18 protein-coding genes are annotated in these 17,759 nt (G+C 69.7%); 6 read left to right on the top strand and 12 right to left on the bottom strand.

Going from position 1 to position 17,759, the window contains the following annotated elements; genetic code table 11:
- Nucleotides 1–25: 25 nt before the first annotated feature.
- From ACZ7OH_RS43935 to ACZ7OH_RS43945, 3 genes are all read right to left on the bottom strand, one after another.
- Nucleotides 26–616, bottom strand: coding sequence for a DUF222 domain-containing protein (locus ACZ7OH_RS43935; RefSeq protein ID WP_470286342.1), 591 nt, complete (start codon nucleotides 614–616; stop codon nucleotides 26–28).
- Between the two features lie 606 nt (nucleotides 617–1,222).
- Nucleotides 1,223–1,684: an SRPBCC family protein gene (locus tag ACZ7OH_RS43940; protein WP_470286343.1), complete on the bottom strand. Its 462-nt coding sequence runs from the start codon at nucleotides 1,682–1,684 to the stop codon at nucleotides 1,223–1,225.
- The gene (locus ACZ7OH_RS43945) at nucleotides 1,681–2,016 is read right to left on the bottom strand and encodes an ArsR/SmtB family transcription factor (protein ID WP_470286344.1); all 336 of its coding nucleotides are present in this window, start codon (nucleotides 2,014–2,016) and stop codon (nucleotides 1,681–1,683) included. Before ACZ7OH_RS43945 ends, ACZ7OH_RS43940 begins: the two co-directional genes overlap by 4 nt.
- A 395-nt stretch (nucleotides 2,017–2,411) precedes the next feature.
- Between ACZ7OH_RS43945 and ACZ7OH_RS43950 the strand changes: the two genes are divergently transcribed.
- Both ACZ7OH_RS43950 and ACZ7OH_RS43955 read left to right on the top strand, forming a co-directional pair.
- On the top strand, nucleotides 2,412–2,828 hold the full coding sequence (locus tag ACZ7OH_RS43950; protein ID WP_470286345.1) for a PGPGW domain-containing protein: 417 nt from the start codon (nucleotides 2,412–2,414) through the stop codon (nucleotides 2,826–2,828).
- 18 nt (nucleotides 2,829–2,846) lie between these two features.
- Nucleotides 2,847–3,509, top strand: a complete 663-nt coding sequence (locus tag ACZ7OH_RS43955; RefSeq protein WP_470286346.1) for a TetR/AcrR family transcriptional regulator — start codon at nucleotides 2,847–2,849, stop codon at nucleotides 3,507–3,509.
- Here the strand turns inward: ACZ7OH_RS43955 and ACZ7OH_RS43960 are convergent.
- The 7 genes from ACZ7OH_RS43960 to ACZ7OH_RS43990 all read right to left on the bottom strand — a co-directional run bounded on the left by ACZ7OH_RS43960 (nucleotide 3,469) and on the right by ACZ7OH_RS43990 (nucleotide 11,700).
- The gene (locus ACZ7OH_RS43960) at nucleotides 3,469–4,134 is read right to left on the bottom strand and encodes a Rossmann-fold NAD(P)-binding domain-containing protein (RefSeq protein WP_470286347.1); all 666 of its coding nucleotides are present in this window, start codon (nucleotides 4,132–4,134) and stop codon (nucleotides 3,469–3,471) included. The genes ACZ7OH_RS43955 and ACZ7OH_RS43960 overlap by 41 nt on opposite strands.
- Nucleotides 4,131–4,529: a carboxymuconolactone decarboxylase family protein gene (locus ACZ7OH_RS43965; protein ID WP_470286348.1), complete on the bottom strand. Its 399-nt coding sequence runs from the start codon at nucleotides 4,527–4,529 to the stop codon at nucleotides 4,131–4,133. The genes ACZ7OH_RS43960 and ACZ7OH_RS43965 overlap by 4 nt, the downstream gene beginning before the upstream one ends.
- A gap of 86 nt (nucleotides 4,530–4,615) precedes the next feature.
- Complete coding sequence (locus ACZ7OH_RS43970; protein WP_470286349.1) at nucleotides 4,616–7,111, bottom strand: LamG-like jellyroll fold domain-containing protein; 2,496 nt, start codon at nucleotides 7,109–7,111, stop codon at nucleotides 4,616–4,618.
- Between the two features lie 30 nt (nucleotides 7,112–7,141).
- Nucleotides 7,142–8,116 carry an ABC transporter permease gene (locus tag ACZ7OH_RS43975; protein WP_470286350.1) on the bottom strand — a complete coding sequence of 325 codons (975 nt, stop codon included), beginning with the start codon at nucleotides 8,114–8,116 and terminating at the stop codon, nucleotides 7,142–7,144.
- On the bottom strand, nucleotides 8,113–9,075 hold the full coding sequence (locus ACZ7OH_RS43980) for an ABC transporter permease (protein WP_470286351.1): 963 nt from the start codon (nucleotides 9,073–9,075) through the stop codon (nucleotides 8,113–8,115). Before ACZ7OH_RS43980 ends, ACZ7OH_RS43975 begins: the two co-directional genes overlap by 4 nt.
- Nucleotides 9,068–10,624, bottom strand: a complete 1,557-nt coding sequence (locus tag ACZ7OH_RS43985) for a sugar ABC transporter ATP-binding protein (RefSeq protein WP_470286352.1) — start codon at nucleotides 10,622–10,624, stop codon at nucleotides 9,068–9,070. Before ACZ7OH_RS43985 ends, ACZ7OH_RS43980 begins: the two co-directional genes overlap by 8 nt.
- Nucleotides 10,624–11,700 (bottom strand): ABC transporter substrate-binding protein, encoded by a 1,077-nt coding sequence (locus ACZ7OH_RS43990; RefSeq protein ID WP_470286353.1) that lies wholly within the window; start codon nucleotides 11,698–11,700, stop codon nucleotides 10,624–10,626. Before ACZ7OH_RS43990 ends, ACZ7OH_RS43985 begins: the two co-directional genes overlap by 1 nt.
- Before the next feature lie 154 nt (nucleotides 11,701–11,854).
- Here ACZ7OH_RS43990 and ACZ7OH_RS43995 point away from each other — a divergent pair, with 154 nt between their 5' ends.
- The gene (locus tag ACZ7OH_RS43995; RefSeq protein ID WP_470286354.1) at nucleotides 11,855–12,856 is read left to right on the top strand and encodes a LacI family DNA-binding transcriptional regulator; all 1,002 of its coding nucleotides are present in this window, start codon (nucleotides 11,855–11,857) and stop codon (nucleotides 12,854–12,856) included.
- 200 nt (nucleotides 12,857–13,056) lie between these two features.
- On the opposite strand, the gene ACZ7OH_RS44000 is transcribed toward ACZ7OH_RS43995, so the two are convergent.
- Both ACZ7OH_RS44000 and ACZ7OH_RS44005 read right to left on the bottom strand, forming a co-directional pair.
- A complete protein-coding gene (locus ACZ7OH_RS44000) occupies nucleotides 13,057–14,211 on the bottom strand; it encodes an AAA family ATPase (protein WP_470286355.1) in 1,155 nt (384 codons plus the stop codon).
- A 260-nt stretch (nucleotides 14,212–14,471) separates the two neighbouring features.
- Nucleotides 14,472–14,963: a winged helix-turn-helix transcriptional regulator gene (locus ACZ7OH_RS44005; protein WP_470286356.1), complete on the bottom strand. Its 492-nt coding sequence runs from the start codon at nucleotides 14,961–14,963 to the stop codon at nucleotides 14,472–14,474.
- Between the two features lie 102 nt (nucleotides 14,964–15,065).
- Here ACZ7OH_RS44005 and ACZ7OH_RS44010 point away from each other — a divergent pair, with 102 nt between their 5' ends.
- From ACZ7OH_RS44010 to ACZ7OH_RS44020, 3 genes are all read left to right on the top strand, one after another.
- Complete coding sequence (locus ACZ7OH_RS44010) at nucleotides 15,066–15,770, top strand: SDR family oxidoreductase (protein ID WP_470286357.1); 705 nt, start codon at nucleotides 15,066–15,068, stop codon at nucleotides 15,768–15,770.
- A 169-nt stretch (nucleotides 15,771–15,939) separates the two neighbouring features.
- A complete protein-coding gene (locus ACZ7OH_RS44015) occupies nucleotides 15,940–16,974 on the top strand; it encodes a glycoside hydrolase family 75 protein (protein WP_470286441.1) in 1,035 nt (344 codons plus the stop codon).
- Between the two features lie 134 nt (nucleotides 16,975–17,108).
- Nucleotides 17,109–17,672 (top strand): TetR/AcrR family transcriptional regulator, encoded by a 564-nt coding sequence (locus ACZ7OH_RS44020; RefSeq protein WP_470286442.1) that lies wholly within the window; start codon nucleotides 17,109–17,111, stop codon nucleotides 17,670–17,672.
- Nucleotides 17,673–17,759 lie beyond the last annotated feature (87 nt).

The raw sequence follows: 17,759 nt of genomic DNA on the forward strand, positions 1-17,759 counted from the left end.
CCGGCCACCGAGCGTCGCGCTACGATCAATCCTTCGAGCCTGCCCGGGCTCGGTGACAGGCAACGAGACCTGCACCAGACCCGGGGCGCATCACCGTTTCGTCGTCGAAGCGGCCGTGCAGCTCCCATACTCCGGTTCTTTTGCGGCGGAGGGACAGTTCGCGACTGGGGATCGCCGGTTCGGTTGTGTCTGGTTCGGGGCCGTCGGGGTCCAGGTGCGCCACGATGCGGGCTCCCAGGGCGGCGACCTGTTTGTGGCCTGCGTCTTCGGCCAGGGCCAGCAGGTGCTGCTCGGCGTCCTCGCGGTGCTCCGGTGGGATCTGCGTGAGGGTGCTGACGATCGTGTCGATCATCGGGTTGCTCAGGCGGCCCTCCGCCGCGACGGGGGCGGTGGAGGGAGCCAGCGCGGGGGTGCTGTCGGGGTGCAAAGCGCGGGCTCGTTTGACCACCGTCTCCGCCGCCGACTTCGGGATGTCCGCCAAGTGCTCGAGGAGACGGGCCACCGAGCGGTAACCGAGGAGTTCCATCACCCCGCGGGACTCGATTTCCGTCAGCAGCGCACCGATCTCGGCCTCATCACGCGAACGGGTAGAAGCAGAACTCCGGTGAAGCCTCATCTCTAAGACTCCGGGTAGTGGACCCGGTAAACCAAGTGTGTCACCCCGGAGCCAACCACAACCTCAACCTGCTCAAGCGAAGCGCCAGGCGCAGAGAGGCCGGAGAAGTACGAAACCCCCGAATCGAGAAACACCGGCACAAGATCAACCCGAACCTCAGAGAGCAACCCAAGCTCCAAGCACTGCCGAGCAATGGAGGGTCCCGAAACACCAACATTCCCATCCCCGGCAGCCGCAGCCAACTCGACAGCGCGGGCCACGTCCGAGACGAACGTGAAAGGAGCAAGAACGGAAGACGACCAGGAAGGCGGAGGCCGATGAGTGACGACGAAGGCGGAACCCCCACCAGGAGGATGCCCACCCCACCCCCGGGTGTAGTCGAAAACCCGCCGCCCGCAGACGAAAGCGCTACCGCGGACAGTGTCCAAAAAGGACTTCAGATACGACGCGCTGGGCGGGGACACCCGGAACGTCGTCGGGTAGCCCACCATCGGGACCTCGACCTCGCCGGCGGTGTACCAGTCGAACAGTGGCCCGACCGAATCGTCGGGCCGTGCGACGAACCCGTCCAATGACATGCAGAAACTCGCGACGACGCCCGGCACCTCAGGCCGCCAGCACCTTGTCGAGCCGCTCGAACGACTCTGTGATCCCTCGGCTCATCCCGCTCTCCAGTGCCGTGTCGCGCGCCGAAACCGAGGGGAACACCGAGCGCGTCTCGACGCGCGTTCGGCCGTCGCCGAGGTCCGTCAGCGTCATCGAATCCAGGGTCACCTCGCCCGGTGCGCCCAGGAACTCGAACGTCTGGATGATCCGGTCGGCGCTCACCGTGTGGTACACGCCGCGGAAGCGGTATTCGCCTCGGGAGTCGCGGTGGATGTAGTCGTACGCACCTCCTGACCTCGCGTCGAACTCGACTAGCTCCATCTCCATGCCGTGCGGGCCCAGCCAGCGCACGATCAGCTCGGGATCCGTGTGGGCGCGCAGGACCGCCGACGGCGGGGCCGCGAACTCGCGCGTGATCTCGATGAACGGCGTTCCGGGCTGGGCGGTGATCGTCGTGCTCATGGCGTTTCCTCCAAGGTCTCCAGGACGGCGTCGAGCCGCCGGTAGCTGCGTTCGGTCGCCAGCCGGTACGTGTCGATCCAGCCGGTGAGGGCTTCGAGGGCGGACGGCACCAGGTGGCACGGCCGGCGCTGCCCGTCGCGGCTGCGCGTGATCAGCCCGGCCTGCTCCAGCACCTGGATGTGCCGGGACACCGCCTGCTTCGTGATCGCGAAGGGCTCGGCCAGCTCGTTGACCGTCGCTTCGCCGCGCGACAGCCGGGCGATCAGGGCCCGGCGGACCGGGTCGCCGAGTGCGGTGAACGCCCGGTCCAGCGCCGCCTCGTCAACCGACATCTTTATCAACCAATCTGTTTATCAACCGATATGTTGAATATAGCCACGCTGTCAAGACCTGCCGGACTTCCGGCTCGCCGGACCACCGTCCGGATGCTGCTGGACTGCCGGGACCGCCGGGTACGTCCAGGCCGTCGGGTTCGAGGTCCCGGTGTCCGAACCGGACTGGTTCTCCGGCGGCAGCCACGGCGTGCTGACCACCGCGGACGATCTGGCGAAGCGGCTGGGAGCGCAGCAGAACGGCGGGGTACTCACGCCCAGGTTCTCTACGTCTGGCCGGGGCCCGTGGTCGCGCTGGCGGGCGTGACCGTGGCCGCGGTCAGGGCGAGGATCCTCGTGAGTGGCACACGAGGCCGCAACCAGGAAGAATCGGACGAAACGAGGGGAGACGCCCAGTGGGCATCGGCAACCAGGCGAAGCGGGTCCTGATCACGGTGGCGGGTGCCGTCCTGCTGGTGGTCGGGGTGCTGCTGCTCGTCCTGCCCGGCCCCGGGCTGCTGCTCGTGCTCGCCGGGCTCCTGCTGCTGGCCTCGGAGTTCCCGGCGCTCGAGCGGTACGTCGACCCGGTGCGCGACCGCGCGATGAAGGCGGCCGAGGAGAGCGTGTCGTCGCCGCTGCGGATCGCCGGGTCCGTGCTGGCCGGGCTGGCGCTGCTGGCGGCGGGGATCGTCTGGGGCACGGTGAAGTCGCTGCCGTTCGCCGGCTGGAGCACGGGGTCGAGTCTGATCCTGTCGTCGGTGATCCTGTTCGCGCTGCTGATCTGGAGCTACCGGCGGGTCAAGTCCCGGCGCGAGGCCGGCAGCCGCAGCTGAGGAAGTACTGTCGGCGCCATGAGCGCCGGATTCCAGCGTGCCCGGCGGCCGGAGCAGATCGAGGCGCGCCGCACCGCGATCCTCGCCGCCGCGCGGGAGCTGCTGGCCGAGCGCCCGGTCGCCGACATCAGCCTGCGGGAGCTGGCCTGCCGCGTCGGGCTCGCGAAGTCCAATGTGCTCCGCTACTTCGACAGCCGCGAAGCCGTCTTCCTCGAGGTCCTCGACACGGCGTGGACGGCGTGGCTCGACGCGCTGGAAGGGGAGCTCGGCGCCCCCGCGCCACCGGATCCCGGCTACGCGCGCGAAGAGCGCGTCGCGGGGACGATCGCCGCGACGCTGGCCGAGCGGCGGCTGCTGTGCGAGCTGGTCAGCGCGATGGCGCCGGTGCTGGAACGCAACATCTCGCCGGAGTTCGCCCGGAGCTTCAAGGGCCGCGCGGCGGCCAACACCGAGCGGCTCGGCGCGCTGGTCCGGACGCGGGTGCCGGAGCTGTCGGCCGAGGGCGCCCGGCAGTTCGCCCTCGGCGTGGTGATCGTGGTGTCGGGGGCGTGGCCGTACGCCAACCCGACCGACGCCGTCGCGGCGGCCGCGGCCGAGCTGGGCGGGGTGCCGACGTTCGCGGACGCGCTGGCCGAAGCGCTCACGAACCTGCTGGCCGGGCTCGTCGTGCGGCGGCGGTGACGATGTCGCTGTTTTCGAGCACGGGCTTCTCGTAGCCGTTCTCGGCGACTTCCAGCATCGCCAGGGCGAGCTCCCGGTTGGTCGTCACGAAGCCCGGGAACAGCCGCCGCAGCAGCGGGTACAAGGGCATCGCGACGCGGTAGAGCGTGCGGTACAACGTGGTTTTCGACGTGATCCCGGACAGCGGCTGGATGTAGCCGGGGCGCACGGCGAACGTCCGCAGCGGCAGCTTCGCGAGGGCGTTCTCGGTGGCGCCCTTGACGCGTGCCCAGCGCACCCGGCCGCGTTCGGTGCTGTCGGTGCCCTGGCCCGAGACGTACACGAACGCGGTGTCCGCGGGCAGCTTCCGGGCCACCGAAAGGGTGAGCTGGTAGGTGATCCGCTCGTACTCCGCCGGCGCCATGCCGACCGAGGACACGCCGAGGCAGAAGAGGCACGCGTCGTAGCCCGTGATCGGGTCGAGGGCGAAGAGGTCTTCGCGCACCAGCTCGGTCAGCTTCGGGTGCGTCTCGCCGAGCGGGGACCGGCCGACCGCCAGGACCGCCTCGACGCGCTCGTCGAGCAGGCACTCCCGCAGCGCGCCCTGGCCGACCATGCCGGTCGCGCCGAAGAGGACGACCCTCATGCGTCCGTCACCGGCAGCAGCCCGCGTTCGGCGAAGACCTTCTTCGCGACGGCGGTCGCGTTCAACGCCCGCGGAAAGCCGCAGTAGGCGGCCGACTGCAGCAGCGCTTCGACGATTTCCTCGGGCTTCAGGCCGACGTTGAGGGACGCGTTCACGTGCACCTCCAGCTGCGGCTCGCACCCGCCGAGCGCGGTGAGCATGCCGAGCGTGACGAGCTGCCGGTCCCGCGGCACGAGCGCCGGCCGCGTGTAGATCTCGCCGAAGCCCCACGACACGAGACTGTCGGAGAGCTTCGGCGAGATGTCTTCGAGGCTGTCGAGCACGCGCTGGGCGGTCTCCTCCCCGTTGAGGTCGACCAGAGCCCGCTTGCCGCGTTCGAAACGATCATCGGTCATGACAGCGACGGTAGCGGCTGGAGCGCGCTCCAGCGCAAAACGGCCGCACCGGGAACCTCCCGGTGCGGCCGTTCCGGGCGAACTGCCTACTTGTCGCTGCTGTACAACGCGCTCACGTCGGCGTCGGAGAGCGCCCGGTCGTAGATGTGGACCTGGTCGACCGCTCCGTTGAGGTAGTCGACCGGACCGCCGCCGTACTTGCCGCGGCCGATCACCGTGTGGCCCGTTGACGCGTCGCCGAGGCAGACGCTCTTCGTGGCCGCCAGCTGGCCGTCGACGTACAGCTTCAGCGTGCCCGCGGCCGCGTCGCGGACGCCGACCACGTGGTACCAGCGGTTCGTCTCCGGGGCCGTGGGCGCCAGGGCCCGCGTGCCGACGAAGCTCATCGCCAGCCGGTGGTCCTGGCCCGAGTACTGCAGGAAGAACGCGCTGTTGCTGTCGCCGTCCTGGCTCACGATCGTCTGGAAGCCGTCACCCACGGCGTTGAACTTCACCCACGCCGCCGCGCTGTAGCTGCCTTCGGTGTTCACCAGCGCGGCACCCGTGTCGGCGTACTGGCCCGACCCGTTCACCGCCAGCGCCGAGCCGGTCTTGCCCGCGGTCCAGGACGCGCCGCCGACGAGCGTGGCGTCGTGGTGGCCGACGCTGTCCGCGGCCGTCGTGCCGGTGTTCTCGTCGAAACCGTAGGCCGCGATGCCGTCGATGCCCGGGGTGCCCGCGGGCACCGTGGGACCCGCAACCGGCGCACCCGTCGCGCCCTTGATGACCGCGAGGTTCGCCGCGCGGACCGCCGCGAAGTCCATCTTCTTCACCTGCCGGTCGTAGGTGAAGAAGCCGTTGACCTCCTTCTCGACGTCGGTGGTCTGCGTGTAGACGCCGGCCGAGACGCCGCACCGCTGGGCGACCAGCAGCAGGCGCTGCTGGAGCTCGCCGTAGCGCCGGGTCAGCGTCGCGCTGTCGGGCTCCATCTCGTAGGCGAAGCTGCCCGCCGGGTCGAACTGGTGACCGTCGACCTTGAGGCCGAGCCCGCCGTACTCGCCGTCGACCGCCGCGCGCGTCCCGGTCTGCATCGGCGTCCCGGGACCGGTGTAGGTGTGGTCGTCGTAGATGTCACCCTTGCCGCTGTCCGGTTCGGACCGGCAGCAGTTGACGCCGGACTCCGCGTTCACCAGCCGCGAGGGGTCCCACGTCTTGACCTCGTCGGCGATCCGGCCGACTTCGTAGTCGCCCCAGCCCTCGTTGAACGGCACCCAGGCGACGATCGACGGGAAGCTGCGGTGCTGGTCGATCATCCGCCGCATCTCGGACTCGAAGTTGACGCGGGAAGCGGCCGACGGCTCGACGTCGTCCTTCATCGCCGGCATGTCCTGCCAGACCATGAGGCCCAGCTTGTCGGCGTAGTAGTACCAGCGGTCCGGCTCGACCTTGATGTGCTTGCGCACCATGTTGAAGCCGAGCGCCTTCTCCTGCTCCAGGTCGAACTTCAGGGCCGCGTCGGTCGGCGCGGTGTAGATGCCGTCCGGCCAGAAACCCTGGTCGAGCGGGCCGACCTGCATGACGAACTTGCCGTTGAGCAGCATCCGCTGCTTGCCGTCGGCGGTCTTGCCGACGCTGATCGACCGGAGGCCGAAGTACGAACCCACTTCGTCCCCGCCGGACAGCTTGACGCGCACGTCGTAGAGGAACGGGTCGTCCGGCGACCACAGGTGCGGCCGGTCCACCTTGAGCTTCAACGGCTTGTTCGCGTCACCGGACACGCGCCCGACCGGGCGGCCGTGGTCGTAGGCGACGGCTTCGACGCGCTGTCGCACCGGGCCGCCGACCTCGGCGATCACCGTGACGGACCCGGTCGCGACGTCCGGGGTGAGGTCGAGCCGGTCGATGTGCGCGGACGCCACCGGCTCCATCCACACGGTCTGCCAGATGCCGGAGGTCGGCGTGTAGAAGATGCCGTCGCCGGGCTGGCGCTGCTTGCCGATCGGCTGCCCGCCCTGGTCGTTCGGGTCGGCGACGCCGACGACGAGCTCCTGGGTCCTGGCCGTGGTCAGCGCGTCGGTGACGTCGACGGAGAAGGCGTCGTAGCCGCCGGTGTGGCGGGCGACCGTCTTGCCGTTGACGATGATCGTCGCGTCGTAGTCGACGGCCTGGAAGTGCAGCTGCAGCCGCTGTCCCTTGCCGATCTGCCAGTTCTTCGGGACCTCGAACGCGCGGCGGTACCACATGTTCGTCTCGTGGCGCATGATCCCGGACAGCGCGGACTCGACCGGGTACGGCACGAGGATCCGCTCGCCGAGCGTCTTCCCGATCGGCGCGGCCTCACCCGGGGTCGCCTTGGCGAACTCCCAGACACCGTTGAGGTTCTGCCACTTGTCGCGGGTCAGCTGGGGGCGGGGGTAGTCGGGCAGGGCGTTGGTGGGGGAGACGTCCTTGGTCCAGGGCGTGGACAGCGGCGGGGTGAGCCGCTGCCATTGGGGCGCGTCGGCGGCACTGGCCGCCGGCACGGTGCCGAGGCCGGCCACCGCGACCGCGAAAGCGGCGGCCGCGGTCAGCCATCTCCGGGTTTTTCGGGCAGGGTGGAACATCGTTGAGACCTCCTGTGGGGGGACTGGGGCTCAGCGGGTTCGGGAGCGCGCCAGCAGGCGCTGGATCACCACGACGACGAGCAGGAAGGCCCCGCTCACCACCGTCTGGTAGTTGGAGTCGAGGGTGCCGATCTGGTTGATGACGTTCTGGATCAGCGTGCGCAGCAGCACGCCGACGAGCGTGCCGATGATCGTCCCGGCGCCGCCGGTGAGTAGCGTGCCGCCGATGACGACGACCGAGATCGCGTCCAGTTCGGTGCCGACGCCGATCACCGTGACGCCGGACTGCAGGTACGCCGCGGTGAGGACGCCGGCGAACCCGGCGAGCGCGCCGCTGAGCGTGTAGAGGCTGATCTTGGTGCGGGCCACCGGCAGGCCCATCAGCAGCGCGGACTGCTCGGCGCCGCCGATGGCGAACACCGACTGGCCGAACCGCGTGCGGCGCAACAGGAGCCCGCCGAGCGCGAAGAGGATCAGCGTCAGGTAGACCGGGACGCCGATGCCGAAGATCGTGCCCTGGCCGAGCCAGAGGAACGCCGAGCCCGGCTCCACCTTGTAAGTCGTCGCGCCTTCGGAGGTCAGCGCGAGCAGGAGTCCCCTGGCGAACAGCAGCGACGCCAGCGTCACGATGAACGGCGCCATCCCGGTGCGGGCGATGAGCAGGCCGTTGATGAAGCCGATCAGCGAACACACCGCCAGCGGCAACAGGATCGCGACGACTAGGCCGTACTGCGCGCCGTACGCGGCGAGGACGCCGCCGAGCGCGTAGTTCGAGCCGACCGACAGGTCGATGCCGCCGGAGATGATCACGAACGTCATGCCGAGCGCGATCACCGCGAGGAACGACCCCTGCAGCACGAGGCTGCGCAGGTTGTCAGCGGTGCCGAAGTGCGGGAAGGCGAACCACGAAGCGAAGATGCCGAGCACGAGCACGACGGCGGCGCCCTGGCGCTGCAAGACGCCGGCGAACGCGGCGTTGCGAGCGGTGGTCTGGGTGGCGGTCATCGGCTGCTCCGCTCGCGCGCGACGTAGACCGCGACGACGATGATGGCCGCTTGGACCATCTGCGCGGTGGAGTCCGGCAGGTTGTGCTTGATCAGGGTCGCCTGGACGAGCTGCATCAGCAGCGCGCCGAACACGGTGCCGAGCACGCGCACCCGGCCGCCGGTCAGCGGCGTGCCGCCGACGACGACCGCGGTGATCGCGGACAGCTCCATGAGCAGGCCGACGTCGCTCGGGTCGCTGGCGGCCAGTCGCGAAGTCGCCAGCACGCCGGCGATCGCGGCCAGTGCCCCGGAAATGACGTAGACGCTGATGAGCACGCGCTTCACCGGCAGGCCGGCCAGGGTGCTCGCGGCGCGGTTGCCGCCGACCGCGACCAGGTGCCGCCCGAACGTCGTGCGCTGGACGACCAGCCCGGTCAGCACCGCCAGCACGCCCGCGACGATCACCATGATCGGAACGCCGAGCAGGTCCCCGGTGCCCAGCGCCAGGAAGTCCTGGTTGCGCAGCTGGACGAGCTGGCCGTGGGCGATGACCAACGCGAGCCCGCGCCCGCCGACCAGCAGGGCGAGCGTCGCGATGATGGGCTGGATGCCCAGGTACGCCACCAGGTAGCCGCTGAACAGGCCGGAAACCACGCCGGCGATGACGGCGACGATGATCGCCATCAGCGGCCCCGCGCCCAGGTAGAGCGGGATGAGCGCGGCGGCGATCGCCATCACCGAGCCGACCGACAGGTCGATGCCCTCGGTGCCGATCACCAGCGCCATGCCCAGGGCGACGATGCAGACCGGCGCCGCCTGCACCAGCTGGGTGCGGAAGTTGGCCGCGGACAGGAAGTTCTCGGTGAACGCGATGTTGAACAGCAGCAGCACCACGACGGCCAGGTAGACGCCGTAGTTCTGCAGCCACGCGGTGACTTTCGCGCGGTCGGGGCTTTTCGTCAGGGTGGCGCTAGACATCGTTGTCACCCTCGGCTGCGATCGCGGTCAGGACGTTCTCCTCGGTGATCCGGTCGCCGGTCAGCTCACCGACGACCGAGCCGTCGCGCAGGACGACCACGCGGTCGGAGCCGTCGATCAGCTCCTCGAGTTCGGACGAGATGAGCAGCACGCCGAGCCCTTCCTGCGCGAGTTCGTCGATCAGCGACTGCACCTCGGCCTTCGCGCCGACGTCGATGCCGCGCGTCGGCTCGTCGAGGAGCAGGATCTTCGGGCCGGTGGCGAGCCAGCGGGCGAGCAGTACTTTCTGCTGGTTGCCGCCGGACAGCTCGGACACCTTCTGTTCGGGACTGGCCGCCTTGATCCGCAGGCGCTCCATGAAGATCTTCACGATCTTGTCCTGCTTGGCCTTGCTGACCAGGCCGAACGGCGAGAGCGTCGGCAGCGCGGCGAGGACGATGTTCTCGCGGACCGACAGGTTCGGGATGATCCCGTCGGTCTTGCGGTCTTCGGCCAGCAACGCGATCCCGGCCCGCATGGCGGCCTTGATCTTGCCCTTCTTGAGCGGTTTCCCGGCCAGCAGCACGGTTCCGCCGTCGAGCGGGAACGCGCCGACAATGGCCCGCGCGGTTTCGCTGCGGCCGGAGCCGAGCAGGCCGGCGAGGCCGACGACCTCGCCGGGCCGGATGCTCACCGAGACGTCGTGCAGCTTCCGCATGCCGGACAGGCCTTCGGCCTTGAGCAGCGGTTCGCGCTCGACCTCGTGCTCCTCGCCGAACGCCGTAACGCCCTCTTCGCGGATCTGCCTGATCTCGCGGCCGAGCATCTTGGACACCAGCTCGATGCGCGGCAGGTCCTTCAACGGTCCACTGTGGACGACCCGGCCGTCGCGCAGCACGGTGACGCTGTCGCAGACCCGGTACAGCTCGTCCATCCGGTGACTGACGTAGACGATCGCGATGCCTTCGGCGTGCAAGCGGTTCAGCACTTCGAAGAGCGTCTCGACCTCGCGCGGCTCGAGCGACGACGTCGGTTCGTCCATGATGACGACCTTCGCGTCGGTCGAGACCGCGCGGGCGAGCGCGACCATCTGCTGCGCCCCCACCGCCAACGTGTGCAGCGGGCGCTTGACGTCGTCGGTGATGCCGTAGCCCTTGAGCAGCTCGCGGGCGTCGGCGTACATCCTGGACCAGTCGACGAGCCCCGCCTTCGTGCGCGGCTCGCGGCCGAGGAAGACGTTGCCGGCGATGCTCATCAGCGGGACGAGGTTGACCTCCTGGTAGATCGTGGAGATCCCGGCCCGCTGCGCGTCGATCGGCTGCTTGAAGGTCACCGGCTCGCCGAGGTGGCGCACCTCGCCCTCGTCCGGCTGGTAGACGCCGGTGAGGACCTTGATCAGCGTGGACTTGCCCGCGCCGTTCTCGCCGACCAGCGCGTGCACCTCGCCCGGTCGCAGCGCGAAGCTGACGTCGTCGAGCGCGAGGGTGCCGGGGAACCGCTTGGTCACCCCGGCCACCTCGAGCACCGGTGCGGTCGTCATGGCGACGTCCTCTTCGGTGGCTGCCGTCATCAGTACGCGTTCCCGACCTTCTGGGTCGCGTTGGTCTCGTCGTACTGGTCGTCGGTGATCACGATGCTCGCCGGGATGGCCTCGCCGCCCTCGAACTTCTGCAGCGTCTGGAAGGCCAGCGGGCCGAAGCGCGGGTTGGACTCGATCACGGCGTTGTAGCTGCCGTCGGCGATGAGCTGCACCGCATTGCGGGTGCCGTCGATGGAGACGACCTTGACGTCCTTGCCCGGCGCCTTGCCCGCGGTCTTCAGCGCGTTGACCGCGCCGACACCCATTTCGTCGTTTTCGGCGTAGACGGCGGTGATGTCCGGGTGGCTCTGGATGAGCTGTTCCATCACGGCCTGGCCCTTGGAGCGGTCGAATTCACCCGTCTGCTCGGCGACCACGGACAGCCCGGACGTCTTGGCCAGCTCGTCCTTGAAGCCCTTCGTGCGGTCGGTGGTCACGTTGTTGCCGGACGAGCCGAGCAGGATCGCGACCTTGCCGGTGCCGCCGGTGACCCGCGCCATCTCCTGCGCGGCGCGCTTGCCCTGCTCGACGAAGTTCGAGCCGATGAAGGTCAGGTAGTCGGTGCACGGCTGCGACGTCACCTTGCGGTCGATGGTGACGACCGGGACCTTCTTGGCCTTCGCCGCGTCGAGCGCGGGCTGGAGGCCGTCGGAGTTCAGCGGCGCGACGACCAGCAGCTGGGCGCCCCGGTCGAGCATCGACTTGATGTCGCTGATCTGCTTGTTCAGGTCGCTCTGGGCGTTCGTGACCAGCAGCTTGTCGCTCGCGATGCCGAGCTTCGCGGCTTCGTCCTTGATGGACTGCGTCTCGGCGATCCGGAAGGGGTTGGCTTCCTTTTCGGACTGTGAGAAACCGACCACCGCGGTCTTGAGGTCGACCTTGGGGTAACCGGTTTTGTCGAGGGTGCAGCCGTCGGCGCTGGGCGCGACGGACTGCGCGGACGCGGCGGGGCCGCTCCCGTTGGAGGGGGCGGCCGGGGTCTCTTCCCTGCTGGTGCAGGAGGTGAGGGTGAGCGCGGCGGCGGCCGCGGTGACCAGGACCAGGCGGGGACGGGTGGACAGAGGCACGGTGACTCCTCGGGCAGCGACGGTGGTGGCCCGCTCACCGGGGTGATCGGAGTCACCGCGGGAGCCTTGAGGTACTTTTTACATCGTTGGAACAACGTTGTAAACCGGCAAATTGTCGCTATGCTTCGGGCTCACTATCCCGAAGGAGCCGCCCGTGACCGTGACGCTCAAGGACGTCGCCACGCTCGCCGGAGTGTCGGTGAAGACGGTGTCGAACGTGGTGAACGGCTATGCCTTCGTCAAGCCGGAGAACCGACGGCGGGTCGAGGAGGCCCTGGCGGCGACGGGCTACCGGCCCAACGTCGGCGCGCGGAACCTGCGCCGCGGGCGCACGGGCTTCCTGGCGCTGATGGTGCCGGAGCTGTCGATCCCGTACTTCGGCGAGCTGGCCGGTCTGGTCATCACGGCGGCGCAGAAGCGCGGCTGGAGCGTCCTGATCGAGCAGACGCAGGGGACGCGTTCAAGGGAGCGCGAGACGCTGTTCTCGCTGGGCCCGCACCTGGTCGACGGCGCGCTGGTGCACCCGGAAGCCTTGGAGGCGGCGGATTTCCCCTCGCCGGGGGAGATCCCGCTGGTGATGCTGGGCGAGCACGCGGTCGACGTGCCGATCGATCACGTGGCGATCGACAACGTCCTGGCGGCGCAGACGGCGGTGTCGCACTTGGCTTCTCTCGGCCGGACCCGGATCGCGGCCATCGGGCGGAACCCTTCCCGCGGGACTTCTTCGCAGCGTCTCGCGGGGTATCGAGCGGGCTTGGCCGCAGCGGGTCTGTCCTATTCGGACACTTTGGTGGCGCCGGCGGAGAAGTGGCACCGGTCGGTGGGTGCGGCGGCGATGAAGTCCCTGCTGGCTTCGGACGCGCCGCCGGACGCGGTGTTCTGCTTCAACGACCTGCTGGCGATCGGCGCGTTGCGGGCGGTGGCCGAGCTGGGGTTGCGGGTGCCCGAGGACGTGGCGATCGTGGGGTTCGACAACAACGAGGAGAGCGCGTTCTCGCTGCCGTCGTTGACGACGATCGCCCCGGACAAGACGGCTTTGGCGGAGGCGGCGATCGACTTGGTGCACCGGCGCGTCACGGGGGACAAGGGGTTGCCGCCGCAGGACATCCAGACGCCGTTCGCGTTGGAGATCCGGGAGAGCACTCGGGCTCGGTGAGCCCGATTGCGCCCGGTTCAGAGATGCGACCGACATCCCCCGCCCCCCCTCGCGGAGTGTTCAGTCGGCGGTTGAGGTTGTCAAGGCGGGAAAGCGTGCCTTGACAACCTCAACCGCCGACTGATGTGCGGCGAGGATGAGGGGCGGGGGAGGTCTGGTGATCTCTTGGTCGGCCTGCGTTGCCGGCTGCCGTCATCTTTCTAGCGCTTTGGCCAGTGCCAGCTCGGCCGGTCCAACCTTCCCTGCCCCACCAGCTTCGTCTCTCCGCCCTCCTTCTCCAGCTCCAACGCCCCGACCTCCGCCACCTCCGCCAACGCCTGGATCAACGACCCCGCGTGCGACACCACCACCAGCTGCGTCTCCTTTGCCGCCGTGGCGATCAGCGCTGCCAATGCCGGCAGCAACTCCGGGTGCAGCGAGGTCTCCGGCTCGTTCAGCACCAGCAGCTCCGGGGGCCGCGGAGTCAGCAATGCCGCCACCCACAGCAGGAACCGCAGCGTTCCGTCCGACAGCTCCGCCGCCGACAACGGCCGTAGCAGTCCGTGCTGGTGGAAGCGGATCGACAGCACTTCGTCGCGCGACTCCACCGATACCCAGGAGCCCGGGAACGCCGCGTCCACGACCTCGGCCAGCTCCGCCGCGCGGCCTATCTCGATGATCGTCTGCAGGGCCGAGGCCAGGTCCGCGCCGTCGTGGGACAGCACGAATGTTCGCGTTCCCGGGCGGGACTGGCGGGCCGGGGCCGCCGCGTCCGTGCGGAAGTGGTCGTAGAAGCGCCACGACCTGATGCGCTCGCGGACCACCAGCAGCTCCGGGCACGCCCTCGGGTCCGCGAACTCGCTCAACATGCTGTCGGACAGCCGGATCTTGTACTGCTCCGCGTCCCACGCACCGGAGGCCACCCGGGTGCGCACCGCCGGGCCCGCCCGGTCCGCCAGCAGCGCCGCCGGCCGCAGGACCGGTCCCGCCCACACCGCCTCCCGCTTGAACTCCGGGTCCAGGTTGAACATCGTCTTCTTCTGGGGCACCGGTAGCCCCAGGTCCAGCGCGTAGCCGAACTCGTCGCCCGCGAACCCCAGCCGGAGGCCGACCGCCTTCGTGCGCACCGTGCCCTGGACCCGCGTCCCCGGGCGCACGCCGTTCTCCGGACCCGCCCACAGCGTCGAAGGCAGGCCGCCTTCGCGGGCCAGCGCCGCCACCGCGCCGTTGCGGGACGCGTCCGCCAGCAGCCGCAGCGCGCGGTACAGGCTCGACTTGCCGCTGCCGTTCGGGCCCGTCACCACCGTCAACGCCGACAGCGGCAGCACCAGGTCACGCAGCGAGCGGTAGTTCTCGACGGCCAGCGTGGTCAGCATGCCCCGAACCTAGCCGCCACCCCCGACAATCCGGATTCGTCCGATCTCTGTCCGCCGGGCGTACCCGGTGCGGCCTCCCCCGACGACGTCGGACGCTGGTCACTTGACCGGCGTGGTCACTTCGTGGATGCGGTGCTGCTGGGCGGCGGCCGCGAGGCGCCCGAGGAGCTCTCCTGGTGGCCGCCTCCGGGGCCGCCATCGCGGGTGCGGCGGTCAGCGGGGTTGCGATCATCGCCAGCGCGACGGCGGCGCCGGGCAGCTCAGGCGACGGGGTCCGCCAAGGGGATCTCGCCCTCGGACAGCCACGAGCCGCGCCACGCCAGATCGTCCCTGACCAGTGGTTTTCCGCACGCGTCGCACTTCTCGCCCGGCCGGGTCAGCTCGCCGCAGGCGCAGTGGACCAGCTGCATCGGGCCGTACGCGCTATCCGACGAAGTGTGCGCGTCACCCCACGCTCCGAGCGCGTGCAGCACCGGCAGGGCGTCCGAGCCGGCCTTCGTGAGGCGGTACTCGTACCGCGTCCGGCCGCCGTCGCGGTAGGGGAGCTTCGTCAGCAGGCCGCGCTCGACGAGCTTGGCCAGCCGGGTCGTCAGCACGTTGTCGGCGATGCCGAGCTGGGTGCGGAAGTCCTCGAACCGGGTGGTGCCCGCGGTGGCGTTGCGCAGGATCAGCAGCGTCCACGGCTCGGCGAGGACGTCGGCGGCGCGGGCGATCGGGCAGGAGTTGTCCTCGAAGGTGATGCGGCGGCTCATGACTGTGACCCCCCCGACCTGGCTTGCTTCGAGCAAGTCTACGCCGTAGGGTCGTCGATAGCTAGCTTGCAACGAGCAAGCCAGGTGCGAGAGGAGCTCGTCATGGAGATCACGGGTGCGGTGGCGCTGGTCACCGGAGCCAACCGGGGGCTCGGCCGGCAGTTCGCCGCCGCGCTCCTCGAGCGCGGTGCGGAGAAGGTTTACGCCGCCGCGCGCAACCCCGAGTCCGTCGACCTGCCGGGCGTGGTGCCGCTTCGCCTCGACGTCACGGACCCCGAGTCGATCCGCGAAGCCGCCGCGCAGGCCGGGGACGTCACGCTGCTGGTCAACAACGCCGGCTCGTCCACCGGGTCGTCGCTGCTCGGCGGGTCGCTCGACGACATCAAGCTCGAGATGGACACGCACTACTTCGGCACCCTCGCCGTGACGCGCGAGTTCGCGCCGATCCTCGAGCGCAACGGCGGCGGCGCCGTCCTCAACGTCCTGTCGGTGCTGTCGTGGTTCACCTCGCCGCAGGTCGCCGCGTACTCGGCGGCGAAGGCCGCGGCCTGGTCGCTGACCAACGCGCTGCGCCTGGAGCTGGCGCCGCAGAAGACGCGGGTGACCGCGCTGCACGTCGGGTACATGGACACCGACATGGCCAAGCACGTCGACGGGCCGAAGGTCGACCCGGCGGTCGTGGCCGGGCTCGCCCTCGACGGCGTCGAGGAGGGCCGCTTCGAGGTGCTCGCCGACGACGTCAGCCGGAACGTCCGGGCCGGGCTGTCGGGCGACCTCGCGGGGCTGTACCCGGCGCTCGCGTCTTGAGTCCACTTCGGACGGTGTCGGCCGGCTGAACGGGTTCCCGCTCAACGAGAGCCCACCGGGCCGAGAGGTCCGTCTTGACCGGGCGGTTATGTCGACTTAGCGTTTTCCGACAGTAAGGAAACTTTCCTAACTGGCGGAGGTCCTCATGTACAGACCCCGGGCGATCGCCATGGCGATCGCGGCCGTCGGCGCCCTCCTGGTGGCGCCGGCAGCCGCGGACGCCGCGACAGTCACCTACGAAGCCGAGAACGCCACCATCACCCAAGGCGCGGTCAACTCCGACCACGCCGGGTTCACCGGCACCGGGTTCGTCAACTACGACAACGTGACCGGCTCGGCCGTCCAGTGGTCGGTGTCGGTCGCCGCGGCCGGCAGCACCTCGCTGGGCTTCCGGTTCGCCAACGGCACGACGACCGCCCGGCCGATGACGATCGCCGTCGACGGCACGACCGTGGCGACGCCGTCGTTCGCCGGGACCGGCGCCTGGACGACGTGGGCGACCACCGCGGTGACCACCACGCTGACCGCGGGCACGCACACCGTCCGGGCCACGGCGACGACGGCGAACGGCGGCCCGAACGTCGACTCGCTGATCGTCGGCGACTCCGGGGGCGGCGGGGGCGCGCCGAGCGCGTCCGAGCTGCTCTCGAAGCTGACGGCGTGCAGCCAGATCTCCAACGGCAAGTACAAGACCGACTCCGAGACGAGCCGGACGATCCCGGTCTGCGGGCTCTCCGACGCCGTCTTCTGGAAGGCCGACATGGACGTCGACTGCGACGGCCAGCGGACGTCGCAGTGCAACGAGAACACCGACTGCTGCTTCCAGGCCGACACCGCGTTCCACCAGTCCGACGGGAAGCCGCTGAACGCCGCCGCGCTGCCGTACGTGGTCGTGCCGAGCCCGAGCAGCACCTGGGACTACCGGAAGTTCGGTATCGCGGGTGCCGGCGTGGTGGCGGTGATCTACAACAACCAGGTCACCTACGCCGTGGTCGGCGACACCGGGCCGACCGACATCATCGGCGAGGCGTCGTACGCGACGGCGAACTCGCTGGGGATCAACCCCGACCCGTCGAACGGCGGAACCGATTCCGGCGTCACGTATCTGTTCTTCAAGAATTCCAAGGTGACGCCGATCGAGAGCCACGCCAACGCGGTGAGCGCCGGGGAAGCGCTTGCGCGGCAGTTCGTGAACAACCACTGAGGTGGCGTTCCGGGGTCCTTTCGGGGACCCCGGAACACGGGCCTCGCCGACCCGGGCGTATGAATGGCCGGGTGCCGGAGAGCGTCGAAGCCGGAAACGGCCGAACGAGGAACCGCTGGGGTGAGGGCGAACGGCTGCGCGGGGAAATCCTGGCGGCGGCCGCGCGGTTGCTGGCCGAGCTCGGCGGGGAAGACGGGCTGACGATCCGCGGCGTCGCGCGCGCGGTCGGCATCGCCCCGGCGAGCATCTACCAGCATTTTTCCGACCGCGCGGAATTGGTGCGCGGTCTGCTCGACCACGAATACGCGCGGCTCGCGGAATCGATGCGCGCGGCCGAGGAGTCGCTCGGCGAAACCGACGTGGTCGGCCGCGTCCGGGCGCAGATTCACGCGTACTGCACGTTCGCGATGGAGAACCCCGGGCATTACCGGCTGATGCTCGCGAACGGGGCGTCCCGGGCCGAGCCGGGCGGCCCGGCGGAGGGGCCGCTCCTGGACGTGATCGATCGGCTGGCGGCCGGGTTCGAGAGGTGCGTCGAGGCCGGCCACGCGCTGCGGGTAACACCGGGGCGGGCAGCGGCGGTGGTGTTCGTGGGCGCGCACGGGCGGGTGGCGTTGTTCCACAGCGTCCTGAACCGGACGGGGGCCGAGCTGGTGGAGCCGTTCGTGGACGAGCTGATCTCGCTGGTGTTCGCCTGATCGGCGGGGTGGCGCGGTCGGATGCGGGTCGTCGCCTGATTGGACTGTGGCGGAAACTCTCGAAGATGCTTAGCATAGCTATGTAAA

It is taken from the genome of Amycolatopsis sp. NPDC114478 (assembly GCF_055633805.1).